Genomic DNA, 12,567 nt, shown 5'->3' on the forward strand with positions numbered 1-12,567 from the left:
GTGGAGTTAGGGCGATGAAGGCGATTATCGTCGGCGGCGGTATCGGTGGTCTCACCACGGCATTGATGTTCCGCTCGCGCGGCCTTGACTGCGAGATCTACGAGCAGGCCGACACCATTCGCGAGCTCGGGGTCGGCATCAACACGCTGCCGCATGCCATGCGCGAGCTCGCCGGCCTTGGCCTGCTCCAGAAGCTCGACGATGTCGCGATCCGCACCGATCAGCTTTATTACCTCAATCGCCACGGCCAGGAGGTCTGGCGCGAAGCTCGCGGCATCGAGGCCGGCCACGACGTGCCGCAATTCTCGATCCATCGCGGCCGCCTTCAGGGCGTGATCCATCGCGCGGTCGAGGAGCGGCTCGGGCGAGAGGCGATTCACACCGGTTGCCGGCTCGGTGCGTTCACGCAGGACGAGGGCGGCGTCACCGCTTACTTTTTCGATCGCGCCGGCGCCCATGTCCACACCGCGCGCGGCGATATCCTGATCGGCGCCGACGGCATCCACTCACGCGTCCGAGAGACGCTGTTTCCGAACGAGGGCCCGCCGTGCTGGAACGGCCTCATGCTGTGGCGCGGTGCCCGGGACTGGCCGCTGTTTCTGACCGGCAAATCCATGATCGTGGCCGGCGGTCTCAATGCCAAGGTGGTGATCTACCCGATCGCGGAAGGATCGAGCTCCGCAAGCCGCCTCACCAATTGGGCGGTGCTGGTGAAGGTGGGTGAGGGCAACGTGCCCCCGCCCCGGAAAGAAGATTGGTCGCGGCCGGGCCGCCGCGAGGAACTGATGCCGCACGTCGCCCGCTTCTCGGTTCCCTATATCGACGTGAAGAGCCTGATCTCGGCGACGCCCGAGTTCTACGAATATCCAACCTGCGATCGCGATCCCTTGCCCTATTGGTCATCGGGGCGCGTCACGTTGCTCGGCGATGCCGCGCATCCCATGTATCCGGTCGGCTCCAACGGCGCCTCCCAGGCCATCCTCGACGCGCGCTGCCTTGCGGATGCGCTGGTGCGTGCCGAACATCCGCGCCAGGCCTTGCTCGAATACGAGAAGAAGCGCCTGCCGATGACGGCCGAGATCGTCCGCTCCAACCGGCGCGGCGGGCCTGAAGGCGTCATCGACGCCGTCGAGCAGCTCGCGCCCGACGGCTTCGACAACGTCGACAACGTCCTGAGCTATTCCCAGCGCGAGGCCATCGTGCGCGGCTATGCCACCAAGGCCGGCTTCGCCGCCGTGCCGGGACTTGCTGCGGTGCGCGCCTGACGCGTGCCGCTAGCCGCCCGGAGGCGGCGGCAGGAAGTGGATGTTGAACTCGGCGGCCAGCGCAACGACGTCCTCGGGCTTCTGCTCCTTCATGTTGTGAAGGCCCCAGAACAGGTCGAACAGCTTGCGGCTCGGGGAGACCCAGAACAGCACCTTTGCGGTCTGCTCCGACTTGTTGAAGATGCCGTGAGGCACGCCCATGCCGAGGCGCATCAGGTCGCCGGCGCTGGCCTGCGACTCAGAATCGCCGAGCATGAAATCGAGCTTGCCCTCCAGCATGTAGAGATACTCATCCTGGTCGGGATGAATGTGCGGCGGCACGAACGTGCCTGGCGGCAGTGTCGCATGCCAGGAGAAGCTGTGTTCGGCGTAGCTCTTCGGCACATAGGTCTGGCCGAGGATGTTCCAGGAAATGCCCTGGATGCCCTCATTGGCCCGCGTGATGCCGGTGATTTCGCTCTTCATTGCAGTCCTCCCTTAACGCGACGCTCGGCTTAATTCGTCGCCTTGCAATCCTTGGCATAGCGGTCGCCGTAATTCTCGAAGACCTTCTGCACGATCTCGGTCTGGAATTTGCCGTCGGGACGCTTGGCGACCTTGGTCAGGTAGAAATCCTGGATCGGATAGCCGTTGGTGTTGAACTTGAACGCGCCGCGCAGCGAGGTGAAGTCGGCTTTCTTGATCGCTGCCCGGACGGCGTCCTTGTTCGACAGATCGCCCTTCACCGCCCTGACGGCACTGTCGATCAGCATCGCGGTGTCATAGGCCTGGAAAGCGTAGGTTCCAGGCACGCTGTTGTAGGCGGCCTCATAGGCGGCGACGAACTTCTTGTTCTGGGGATTGTCGAGATTGGGGGCCCAGTTCGCGCCGCCGAACATGCCGACGGCTGCATCCTGCTGCGCGGGCAGCGTCGATTCATCCACGGTGAAGGCCGAGAGAACCGGAATGCTGTCGGCGAGCCCTGCCTGCCGATACTGCTTGACGAGGTTGACGCCGAGGCCGCCCGGCATGAACGTGAACAGCGCATCCGGCTTCTGCGAGGAGATCTTGGAGAGTTCCGGCTGGAAATCCAGCGTGTTGAGCGGCATGTAGGACTCTTCGACGATCTCGCCCTTGTAGTCGAGCTTGAAGCCGGCCACCGAATCCTTACCGGCCTGATAGTTCGGCACCATCAGGTACATGCGCTTGTAGCCGCGATCCTGCGCGACCTTGCCGAGGATCTCGTGAACCTGATCGTTCTGATAGGACGTCACATAGAAGAACGGGTTGCAGTCCTTGCCGGCAAAGGTCGACGGGCCGGCGTTGGGGCTGATCAGGAACGTCTTCGATTCCGTAATGGGCCGGTGGATCGCCTGCAGAATGTTGGAGAAGATCGGTCCGACCACGAAGTCGACCTTCTCGCGCTCGAGGAGACCCTTGACCTTGGTGACCGCCGCATCCGGCTTGAGTTCATCATCGACCACGACGACCTCGACATCGCGGCCTCCCATCTTGTTGCCGAGATCCTTGACTGCGAGCGCGAACCCGTCCCGTACCTGTTGGCCGAGCGCAGCCGCTGGCCCGGACAGGGTCACGATCACGCCCAGCTTGATCTTCTCCTGGGCGAGGGCAGGGGTCATCGCGGTGCCAAGCAGCAGGGTGGCTGCGGCCAACGTCATTTTCATCTTCATGATCTGTCCCTCGTGACTATCGGCAAGCGCTGCGAGCCGCATACTCAATCCAAGCTTATGCTGACGATGGCTGCCGCGGCAAGCAAGCTCAAGGCATCGTCATCTCGGCAGGCGGTCTGCATGCAAGCAGCGCGCCAATCATTTGAAGCCTAAAGGAACTGGCGTGCGGTCGATTGTTGCAGCTTTGGACTTGCGGCCGGCGCCGATTTACTTGAAGCTCAAAACGTTGGGGAATCCGTGCCGACGCCAATGTCGGCCGTGAGTGACTGCATCAACATGCTCGATTCCGAGACCAAGGCCGTCGAAACACCGGAGGACCACGCCGAAGAACTTCGGCTGTGGTTGCGGCTCTTGACCTGCACGACGCTGATCGAGGGCGAGGTGCGCGGCCGGCTGCGGCAGCGGTTCGACGTCACGCTGCCCCGTTTCGACCTGATGGCGCAGCTCGACAAGGCGCCCGACGGTATGACGCTGTCCGATGTCTCCAAGCGCATGATGGTGTCGAACGGCAACGTGACCGGCCTGGTGGAACGGCTGGTCGAATCCGGCCATCTCGACCGGCGGACGTCGGAGACCGACCGCCGCGTCCAGGTGATCCGCCTCACAAAGCTCGGTCGCTCCGAGTTCCGCCGGATGGCTGCAGAGCACGAGACCTGGATCGCCGATCTCTTCGCCGATCTCACGCCGAAGGATGTGCGCGAATTGATGCGGCTCTTGGCCAAGACCAAGGCGTCGGCGCAGAAATCGGCCGCGCGGCGTCGGCCGTAGGCGCAAGCCGGCAGGCGCGCCCAGTCCCTTCTGCCGCAGGAAAAAGCACGGCATGCCCAAAATCCGCTATTGCGCCGAATTGTTTTAAGCCTAAAATGTTTCCAGATCGTGCTGCCGGGTGCAATCCATGCTGAAAGGAGCGTGCGATGGCCAACGCCGCCAAGGTTCAAGTGACGGGCTCGCATGACGGCAACGCCGCGTCGGCCCATGTCGATACGTTCGCGCGGCAGCATCTGCCGCCCCGCGAACTGTGGCCCGAGTTCATCTTCACACGGCCGGAACTGCGCTATCCCCCGCGACTGAACTGCGTCAGCTATTTCCTCGATCGCTGGGTCGAGCAGGGCCATGGCGACGCGCCTTGCGTCATCAGCCCCGCCGTCAGCTACACCTATCGCGAGCTGCAGGCGCTGGTGAACCGCATTGCCAACGTGCTGGTCGGCAAGCTGGGCCTCGTCACCGGCGAGCGCGTCCTGCTGCGCTCGGCCAACAGTCCCATGATGGTTGCGACGTATCTGGCGGTGATCAAGGCCGGCGGGATTTGCGTGGCGACCATGCCGCTCTTACGCGCCAAGGAGCTGTCCTATCCGATCCAGAAGGCGGAGATCACGCTGGCGCTGTGCGATGGAAAGCTCGCCGACGAGATGGAGAAGGCGAAAGCGACGGCGCCCGATCTCAAGCGGGTCGTTTATTGGGGGAACGGCGCGGCAGACTCGCTCGAGGCGCTGATCGCGGATGCCGGCGCCGAGTTCGCGGCCGTCGATACCGCATCCGACGATATCTGCCTGATCGCCTTCACCTCGGGCACGACCGGTGATCCCAAGGGGACCATGCATTTCCATCGCGACATGCTCGCGGTCTGCGACGGCTATGCGCGCAACATACTGCGTGCGGAGCAGAGCGATCGCTTCATCGGCTCGGCGCCGCTCGCGTTCACCTTCGGCTTCGGCGGCGTGCTGTTTCCGATGCATATCGGCGCCTCCTTTGTCGTGCTGGAAAAGACGACGCCGGACGACATTCTGAACGCGATCGAGCAGCACAAGACGACGGTCTGCTTTACGGCGCCGACTGCATACCGGGCGATGCTGGGTAAGCTTTCGGGCCGCGATATCTCTTCGCTTCGCAAATGCGTCTCCGCGGGCGAGACCCTGCCCAAGCCGACGTTCGATGCGTGGCTCAAGGCGACCGGGATCAAGCTGATGGACGGCATCGGCTCGACCGAGATGCTGCACATCTTCATCAGCGCGACCGAGGACGAGATTCGTCCGGGCGCAACCGGAAAGCCCGTGCCGGGGTATGAAGCCAAGATCGTCGACGATGAGGGCCGCGACGTTCCGCCCGGGACGATGGGCCGTCTTGCCGTGCGCGGGCCGACCGGCTGCCGCTATCTGGCAGACGAGCGGCAGCGGAAGTACGTCCAGAATGGCTGGAACATCACCGGCGATACCTACGTGATGGATAGCGACGGCTATTTCTGGTATCAGTCGCGCTCCGACGACATGATCGTGTCGGCCGGCTACAACATCGCGGGCACGGATGTCGAGGCGGCGCTGCTGACGCATCCGGCGGTTGCCGAGTGCGGCGTGGTCGGCGCCCCAGACGAGGCGCGCGGCATGATCGTGAAGGCCTATGTCATCGCCGCGCCCGGCGTGACGCCCGATGCTCAGCTCACGGCCGAGTTGCAGGAGCATGTCAAACGCGAGATCGCACCATACAAATATCCACGCGCGATCGAGTTCGTGACGCAATTGCCGAAGACCGAGACCGGCAAGCTGAAACGCTTTGCCCTGCGCCAGTTGGCGCAAGCCGCGGCGACGTCCTCGGGCGTTGCGGCGGAATGAGAGAAGGATAGAGAATTGTCCGTGACGACGCCGAAAGGCCCGCAACTCGCGGTGCTGCCGACAGCAGCCGAGGACGGAACGCGCAAAGCGCAAATCCTCCAGCCGTCAGGCTGGCCGATGCCGAAAGGCTATGCCAACGGCATGGCTGCCGAAGGGCGTATCGTCGTCACCGGCGGGGTGATCGGCTGGGATGCCCAAGAGCATCTCGCCGACGGCTTCGTCGCGCAGGTGCGCCAAACCCTGGACAACATCTCCGCGATCCTGGCCGAGGCTGGTGCCCGGCCCGAGCACCTCGTACGTCTGACCTGGTACGTCGTCGACATGGACGAGTACCTCGCCAATCTGAAGGAGCTGGGCAGGATCTACCGCGACGTCTTCGGCGCGCACTATCCTGCGATGGCTCTGGTTCAGGTCGGCCGTCTCGTGGAGAGGGCGGCGCGCGTCGAAATCGAGGCCACCGCCGTCATCCCTCGCTGAACTCCTCTGCGATTGGCTTGCCTTGATCAGCTCGCCTTGGCGAGCTCGTCGTCCTCGGGCGAGTTGAAATAGACGCCGGATATGGTGTCGACCCAGCACAGATGATCGTGCACCTTCTTCACGCCCTCGACGTTCTCCGCGGCGACGATCGCGGCCTGCCGTGCAGCCTCTTCGGTGATGACGCCGCTGAGGTGAACGATGCCGTCGCGCACGATGACGTTCAGCCCGAACGGGCACCAGTCGCTCTTCTCGATGGTGTCGATGATGCGGCTGCGGATGTGATCATCGTCCGCGGTCGGATCGGGCACCTCGCGGGCGAGCCCCGCCACTGCCTGCAGCAGATTGGCTCGGGATACGATCCCGACGACTTTGTCGCCGCGCACGACCGGCAGCCGCTTGATGTTGTTCCGCTCCATGAGCTCGACGATCTCTGCGAGCGCGGTATCCTCCGTGATGGTTACCGGCGAGTCGGTCATCACTTCCGAGACTTTGCGGCCATGCTCGTGAACGAACTCGCTGGCGGACTTGCCCGGACCAAGGATGAACCGCAGCCACCGCCCGCGCTTGCGCCCGGTGCCGATTTCGCTGCGGCGGATGAAGTCTCCTTCCGAGACCACACCGACCAGCTTGCCCGTCTCATCGACCACCGTGAGACCGCTGACATGCCGCTGCAGCATGATGTTTGCCGCTTCGACGATGCTGGTGTCGGGGGTTACCGAGATGACCGACCGGGTCATGATCTGGTGGGCGCGCATGGACAACTCCGCTTGGCTTGTTGAATTCGATGCGCGAAAACTAGCTCGGGTATCAAGGTGCGGTTTGACTCAGGTCAAGTGACGACACGTTCGATGCCAATTCGGCAGCTGTGACGATCCGCACCCGGATTTGATGCAGCTCAAGACGTATTCGAGGTCGCGCCTTATCCTGCTGCCGACGTCGAACCGAAGCCCGCAGGAACTAGAGCTATGAGCGTCGTCCAGATATTTCCACGGGCCGAAGAGCAAGTCACGCAGGTTGCTCCCGCCCATCCCCTTGCTCGTTCTGAAGCCTCGACGGTGAGCCTCGAACGGCACGAGCGTATGCCAGTCTCCGCCGATCCTCCGCCTGGATCTGAGCCGTATCCTTTTGACCGTGCCTTTCACGCGATGCTGGCGCGGTTCACGGGCGGGATTTCACCGCTGGCTTTGTCGCTCGCCTGGCTCGATTGGAGTTCGCATCTCGCCGCGGCGCCCCAGCGCCAGATGGAAACTTATCGTAACATCGTTCGCGACACCGGCCGGCTCGTGGATGCTGCTGCACACGCGATGTCGCCCGAGCAAAAGCCGTGGGCTGTGATCGCGCCGCAGCAGCGGGATCGCCGCTTCAGCGGACCGCAATGGGAGACCCCGTCGTTCAATCTGCTGGCGCAGGCGTTTCTGCTCGCAGAGCGCTGGTGGCGCGATGCCGCGACGGGCGTGCGCGGCGTGTCGCACGCAAACGAGGCCATCGTCGAGTTCTCGATGCGCCAGATGCTTGACATGCTAGCGCCGTCGAATTTCGCGGCGACCAATCCGAAAGTGCTGGAGAAGGCATTCCAGAGTGGCGGGGAGAATTTCGTCTTTGGCTGGCAGAATTGGTGCAGCGACCTGTTGCGCCTGCTCTCCGGCTCGAAGTTGACCGACGACGGAAAGTTTGTCATCGGCAAGACGGTGGCGGTTTCGCCTGGCAAGGTCGTCTACCGCAACGAGTTGATTGAGCTGATTCAGTACCAGCCAACCACCGCGCAGGTGCGACCCGAACCCATCCTGATCGTGCCGGCCTGGATCATGAAGTACTACATTCTCGACCTGTCGCCACAGAACTCGCTGGTCAAATATCTGACAGGCCAAGGATTCACCGTGTTCGCGATCTCTTGGCGCAACCCGGATGCCAGGGATCGGGACCTCGCCTTCGACGATTATCGCAAGCTGGGCGTCATGGCCGCGCTGGACGTGATCGGCCTGATCATGCCGGGTCGGAAGACTCATGCGCTGGGCTATTGCCTGGGAGGTACATTGCTGTCGATCGCCGCCGCCGCGATGGAGCGTGACGCCGACAACCGCCTCGGCACCATCACTCTCCTTGCCGCCCAGACCGACTTCACCGAGGCCGGCGAGCTGACGCTCTTCATCAGCGAGAGCCAGGTAGCCTTTCTCGAGGACATGATGTGGCAGCGCGGCTATCTCGATACGACGCAGATGGCCGGCGCCTTCCAGCTGCTGCGCTCCAACGAACTGATCTGGTCGCGGCTGTCACATGATTATCTGATGGGCGAGAGCGCGCCGCCGAGCGATCTGATGGCCTGGAACGCCGACGCCACGCGGCTGCCTTATCGCATGCACTCCGAGTATTTGCGCAAGCTGTTTCTCGACAATGATCTGGCGGGCGGGCGCTATCTCGTCGAAGGCAGGAGTATTTCGCTCTCCGACATTCACGCACCGATGTTCGTGGTCGGCACGGTTGCCGATCATGTGGCGCCATGGCGATCTGTCTACAAGATCCACTATCAGGTCGATGCAGACGTGACGTTCCTGTTGACCAGCGGCGGCCACAACGCCGGTATCGTCGCGCCTCCGGAGGACCCCGACCACTTCTATCAGGTGCTGACCAAGGCTGCCGACGCGCCCTATGTCGGTGCGGATGAGTGGCTCAAGCTGGCGCCGCGAGTTGAAGGGTCATGGTGGCCGGAATGGACCAGATGGCTGGCGGCACGCTCAGGCCCGCCCTGCGACCCGCCGCCGATCGGGCTTGGTGACGCGCCCGACCTGCCGGATGCTCCGGGAGATTACGTCCACACCTAAACCTCCGGCTCCGAGCTTGGCGCGAGATCCGAGGAGCGGAAGGGCGTGGCCTCGTCGAGTTTCCGGTAGGCGACAGACGCCGCCCGCAACAGCTTCTTTTCCCGCTTGCGGTTGTGGAAGCGCTGGCCTGCATTGGGGCCGGCGCCATGCAACGATGCTGCCAGAGCTTGTCCGCGTGCATCGTCGTTCAGCTGCCCCAGCGACCGCTGCGCCTTGCGCAATTGCTTGAGAATGGACTTCTGCTTCGTCGCTGCCCCATCGGCGAACAGATCCGCAAGCGACTCGATCGAATAGGTCATCCGCTTGTTGAGGAGCCGCAGCTTGTGACGTTTCCCGACATCGATCCTCTTCAGCTTCCGGGCCTTCTTGAGCAGCGTCGTTTCCCACTCCGCCAGCCGCTCTGTCGCGTGGTCGGCGAGCGTGCGGCGGCGCAATCGAATGGCTTCCTTGCTTCGGCGGGTCGCCCAGGGCCCGCTATCGATCCAGGTCGAGACCTGCTCGACCAGACGGCGGTACCGCGCGGATTGCAGCGCGCGCGCCAGCAGCCGGTGGCTCTCGGCCCGTTTTTCGTTCCAGTGCTGAAGCTCGGCGACCACCGCGAGTTCGTCGCCACTCTCAGCGACGATCCGCTCGATTGCGACGTCGAGGTCCCGCACCATGCCGAGCTGACCGTTCAGCCATTTCAGTTCGGCCCAGACATTCGGCCGCTGGGTATCGTCAACCATCGGCGAGAAGAAGCGGATGGCAGTCCGCAGATGGGTCAGTGCGATGCGGATCTGGTGCAGCGCGTCAGGATCGCCGCGGCAGGTGCCGTCGTGCTGGGCGAGCACGGCGTCGAGGTGACGACGGGCGATGATCCGGAAGGCGGTGTCGCAGGCCATGCCGGGGCTGAGGCGAGCGGGCAGGGCCTTGCGCCGCGCCGACGGCTTGCCCTGCGTGGTCGCCGCCGCCTTTGTGGTGGGTCGCGACATCCTTGCCCGCATCAATCAGATTGCCTCGTTGCTCACAGCGATCGCGTGGCGGCAGTTTTGGAGCGTTTGTTCTTGCGTTCCCGATGCATCTATCGTCGCCCAGCCGAGATGGCCGATATTATAGTGCTCTTGCAGCGCGGCAACCTCTTGGGTGGCGTCCGATGCGTCTCCTCGTCGGCTGCCGATGCGTGCCTGCCGGGTCGCGAGGTCTGCGACCAGGAATAGACCGTTCAGCGGCACGTTGCACTCGCGTGCCAGCGCGGCGATCGCGTCACGTTCGTCCTCGCGGGCGAATACGCCGTCGATGATCGCCGAATGGCCCTGGGTCAGCACCTGCCGGGCGCGTCGAGCCAGCGTGTCGTAGACGCGGGTCGTGATCTCCGCCGTATAGGCAGATGATGGCAGGCGGTGGGTGTCCTCGACCCCGAACATCTGCTTGCGCACGAGATCGCTGCGCAGCACCACGGCGCCCGGCTCCGGCGGGATGACCGGCGCGAGCGCGTGCGCCAAAACCGTCTTTCCGGTGCCGGATAGTCCTCCAACCGCGATCAGGCGCGGACCGGGAGGACGGATCAGCTTCCCGGCGAGATCTAGGTATTTTTGCGCCTCGTCGAGAATGCCGCGACGGTCGGAATGCGGCCGGTTGAGCCGAGCCAGCGTAACCTGGGCGCGGATCGCCGCCCGGACGGACATGAACAGCGGCAGGGCCGAAAGCGCTTCGAGATTGTCGGCCGGCGTCGTGGCGAGATAGCGATTCAGGACGATGTTGGCCGCGCCGGGTTGGGCGTGCTGCAACAGGTCCATCAGCGTGAACGCAAGGTCGTAGAGCACGTCTACGGTCGCGATCTGCGCATCGAACTCGATGGCGTCGAAAAGCACGGGCCGATCATCGATCAGAACGATGTTTGCGAGATGCAGATCGCCGTGACAACGGCGCACGAAGCCGCGGCGGCCGCGTTCGGCGAGCAGGGGGCGAATACGCAGAAATGCCTCATGCGAGGTCTCGCCGAGCTCTTGGATCTCTTCGGTGTTGAAATGGCCTCCGGCCCGCAGACCGTCGCTGTTGCCGTCGATCAGCGCAGGGATGGCGGAGAGCCATGCTTGTCCGTCCGCGGGTGTCGCCGCCGAATGCGAAGCCACGATTGCGTCGGCGGCAGCCGAGGCGAGTTTCGCGTCCAGCGGCCCGGCCTTTGCCAGATGATCCAGCGTCCTGCTTTCGTCGAAACGCGACATGTCGACCGCATACTCGATCGGCCGGCCTGGACCGCCGACCTGCAAAGACCCATCCGGGTCTTCCGTGATCGCAACGACGCCCTGATAGATCTGCGGCGCCAGCGGCCGGTTGATCCTGATCTCCTCCTCGCAGGCCGCCTTGCGCTTCTCGAGTGTCGAATAGTCGAGAAACGGAAACCGAACGGCACGCTTGATCTTCAGCGCGCGCTTTCCATCCAGGAACACGGAAGCTCCATGCGTGTCGATCCGCGTCACGCCGGGATGGTCGGTCAGCATCTGGAAGATGCGCTCCTGGGCCGCCGTTTCATCCTTCATCGACACGGACATCCGGAGCACCATCAGGGCGTCAGCACGGCGGCGCCGAGAATCTGGCCGTTCCGCAGCATGCTCAGAACCTCGTTGGCCTGGTCTAGCGGAAATGCCGTCGTCTCGGTGCGTACGCCCGCTTGCGGAGCGACCTTCAGAAAATCGAGGCCGTCCTGCCGGGTCAGATTGGCGACGGAGACGAGCTGCCGCTCTTGCCAGAGCAAGTCATACGGAAAGCTTGGAATATCGGTCATATGAATGCCGGCGCATACGACGCGACCGCCCTTGCGGACGGCACGCAAGGCGGCGGGTACAAGCTCGCCGGCTGGTGCGTAGATGATCGCCGCGTCGAGCGGCTCGTCGGGCATCTCGTCAGATGCCCCCGCCCAGACCGCGCCGAGACGACGTGCAAGGTCTTGTGCGGCGACGTCGCCGCGCCGGGTGAAGGCATGGACGGCTCGTCCTTGCCAAACCGCGACTTGCGCAATGATGTGGCCGGCCGCGCCAAAGCCATAGATGCCGAGCCGCTCGGCAGGGCCGGCCAGGACCAGCGAGCGCCAGCCGATCAGCCCTGCGCAGAGCAGAGGCGCAATCTCCACGTCGCCGGCGGTTTCGCCGAGCGGAAATGCGTAGCGTGCGTCGGCGATGGTATGCGTCGCGTAGCCGCCGTCGCGCGTGTAGCCGGTGAACAACGGTGCGTCACACAGGTTTTCCATGCCGTGCCGGCAGAAGCGACACTTTCCGCAGGTGAAGCCGAGCCATGGAATGCCGACCCGATCGCCCAGCGCATGTGTGGAAACATTCGGGCCTACTTGGTCGACCCGGCCGACGATTTCGTGGCCGGGCACGATCGGATAGCGGATGTCGGGCAGCTCGGCATCGACGAGATGAAGATCGGTGCGGCACACGCCGCAGGCGCTGATCTTCACGCGGACTTGACCCTCACCGGGCAGCGGGTCGGGCCGCTCCTCCATCTGGAGCCGCGCTCGTGGGGCGGGCAACACCATGGCGTGCATGAGTCTCTCCGGGGCGAACCGCTCCGATTGAATTATTCATAGAATGACCGAGTGACCAGTCCTTGACGTCAGTCAACGCCCGTCCCGGGTGACCAGAACCGAGTTCCATGGCTTGACGAGGATCAAGTATCTCGATGAAGCGCTGGCCTATTTTTGAAGTCGAGGAGCTTTCCAATTCCCGCCGGGCTCGTCTTCGAATTTCCA

The 12,567-nt window shown here is 63.7% G+C and carries 11 protein-coding genes; 5 read left to right on the plus strand and 6 right to left on the minus strand.

The window, feature by feature from the left end:
- Window positions 1-14: 14 nt before the first annotated feature.
- Window positions 15-1,265, plus strand: a complete 1,251-nt coding sequence (locus K408_RS0131380) for a flavin-dependent oxidoreductase (protein WP_024342372.1) — start codon at window positions 15-17, stop codon at window positions 1,263-1,265.
- 9 nt (window positions 1,266-1,274) lie between these two features.
- Here K408_RS0131380 and K408_RS0131385 read toward each other — a convergent pair whose 3' ends face one another.
- Together K408_RS0131385 and K408_RS0131390 are read right to left on the minus strand one after the other, a co-directional pair.
- The gene (locus K408_RS0131385) at window positions 1,275-1,730 is read right to left on the minus strand and encodes a cupin domain-containing protein (protein WP_024342371.1); all 456 of its coding nucleotides are present in this window, start codon (window positions 1,728-1,730) and stop codon (window positions 1,275-1,277) included.
- A gap of 29 nt (window positions 1,731-1,759) precedes the next feature.
- Window positions 1,760-2,935, minus strand: a complete 1,176-nt coding sequence (locus tag K408_RS0131390; RefSeq protein WP_024342370.1) for an ABC transporter substrate-binding protein — start codon at window positions 2,933-2,935, stop codon at window positions 1,760-1,762.
- 249 nt (window positions 2,936-3,184) lie between these two features.
- On the opposite strand from K408_RS0131390, the gene K408_RS0131395 reads away from it, so the two are divergent.
- The 3 genes from K408_RS0131395 (at window position 3,185) to K408_RS0131405 (ending at window position 6,018) form a co-directional block, all read left to right on the plus strand.
- Entirely contained in the window at window positions 3,185-3,703 is a 519-nt protein-coding gene (locus K408_RS0131395) for a MarR family winged helix-turn-helix transcriptional regulator (RefSeq protein WP_024342369.1), read from the plus strand.
- Window positions 3,704-3,849: 146 nt separating this feature from the next.
- The gene (locus K408_RS0131400) at window positions 3,850-5,541 is read left to right on the plus strand and encodes a benzoate-CoA ligase family protein (RefSeq protein ID WP_024342368.1); all 1,692 of its coding nucleotides are present in this window, start codon (window positions 3,850-3,852) and stop codon (window positions 5,539-5,541) included.
- Between the two features lie 21 nt (window positions 5,542-5,562).
- The gene (locus K408_RS0131405; protein WP_024342367.1) at window positions 5,563-6,018 is read left to right on the plus strand and encodes a RidA family protein; all 456 of its coding nucleotides are present in this window, start codon (window positions 5,563-5,565) and stop codon (window positions 6,016-6,018) included.
- A gap of 26 nt (window positions 6,019-6,044) precedes the next feature.
- Here K408_RS0131405 and K408_RS0131410 read toward each other — a convergent pair whose 3' ends face one another.
- Window positions 6,045-6,773, minus strand: a complete 729-nt coding sequence (locus K408_RS0131410; RefSeq protein WP_024342366.1) for a CBS domain-containing protein — start codon at window positions 6,771-6,773, stop codon at window positions 6,045-6,047.
- Between the two features lie 210 nt (window positions 6,774-6,983).
- Between K408_RS0131410 and K408_RS0131415 the strand changes: the two genes are divergently transcribed.
- A complete protein-coding gene (locus K408_RS0131415; protein WP_024342365.1) occupies window positions 6,984-8,837 on the plus strand; it encodes a PHA/PHB synthase family protein in 1,854 nt (617 codons plus the stop codon).
- Here K408_RS0131415 and K408_RS0131420 read toward each other — a convergent pair.
- Genes K408_RS0131420 through K408_RS0131430 form a run of 3 tightly spaced genes read right to left on the minus strand, consistent with a single transcriptional unit; the run spans window position 8,834 to window position 12,363 of the window.
- Entirely contained in the window at window positions 8,834-9,808 is a 975-nt protein-coding gene (locus K408_RS0131420) for a CHAD domain-containing protein (RefSeq protein ID WP_024342364.1), read from the minus strand. The genes K408_RS0131415 and K408_RS0131420 overlap by 4 nt on opposite strands.
- A gap of 15 nt (window positions 9,809-9,823) precedes the next feature.
- Complete coding sequence (locus K408_RS0131425; protein WP_024342363.1) at window positions 9,824-11,356, minus strand: bifunctional aminoglycoside phosphotransferase/ATP-binding protein; 1,533 nt, start codon at window positions 11,354-11,356, stop codon at window positions 9,824-9,826.
- Between the two features lie 23 nt (window positions 11,357-11,379).
- Window positions 11,380-12,363 carry a zinc-dependent alcohol dehydrogenase family protein gene (locus tag K408_RS0131430; RefSeq protein ID WP_024342362.1) on the minus strand — a complete coding sequence of 328 codons (984 nt, stop codon included), beginning with the start codon at window positions 12,361-12,363 and terminating at the stop codon, window positions 11,380-11,382.
- Window positions 12,364-12,567 lie beyond the last annotated feature (204 nt).

Origin of the sequence: Bradyrhizobium sp. in8p8, assembly GCF_000426845.1 — a bacterium.
GTDB lineage: Bacteria > Pseudomonadota > Alphaproteobacteria > Rhizobiales > Xanthobacteraceae > Bradyrhizobium > Bradyrhizobium japonicum_C.

Excerpts from the sequence above, each read along its gene's own strand:
- K408_RS0131395 (WP_024342369.1), top strand. The coding sequence starts at position 3,185 with ATGTCGGCCGTGAGTGACTGCATCAACATGCTCGATTCCGAGACCAAG.
- K408_RS0131420 (WP_024342364.1), bottom strand. The coding sequence starts at position 9,808 with ATGTCGCGACCCACCACAAAGGCGGCGGCGACCACGCAGGGCAAGCCG.
- K408_RS0131415 (WP_024342365.1), top strand. The coding sequence starts at position 6,984 with ATGAGCGTCGTCCAGATATTTCCACGGGCCGAAGAGCAAGTCACGCAG.
- K408_RS0131380 (WP_024342372.1), top strand. The coding sequence starts at position 15 with ATGAAGGCGATTATCGTCGGCGGCGGTATCGGTGGTCTCACCACGGCA.
- K408_RS0131410 (WP_024342366.1), bottom strand. The coding sequence starts at position 6,773 with ATGCGCGCCCACCAGATCATGACCCGGTCGGTCATCTCGGTAACCCCC.
- K408_RS0131425 (WP_024342363.1), bottom strand. The coding sequence starts at position 11,356 with ATGAAGGATGAAACGGCGGCCCAGGAGCGCATCTTCCAGATGCTGACC.
- K408_RS0131390 (WP_024342370.1), bottom strand. The coding sequence starts at position 2,935 with ATGAAGATGAAAATGACGTTGGCCGCAGCCACCCTGCTGCTTGGCACC.
- K408_RS0131430 (WP_024342362.1), bottom strand. The coding sequence starts at position 12,363 with ATGCACGCCATGGTGTTGCCCGCCCCACGAGCGCGGCTCCAGATGGAG.
- K408_RS0131385 (WP_024342371.1), bottom strand. The coding sequence starts at position 1,730 with ATGAAGAGCGAAATCACCGGCATCACGCGGGCCAATGAGGGCATCCAG.
- K408_RS0131400 (WP_024342368.1), top strand. The coding sequence starts at position 3,850 with ATGGCCAACGCCGCCAAGGTTCAAGTGACGGGCTCGCATGACGGCAAC.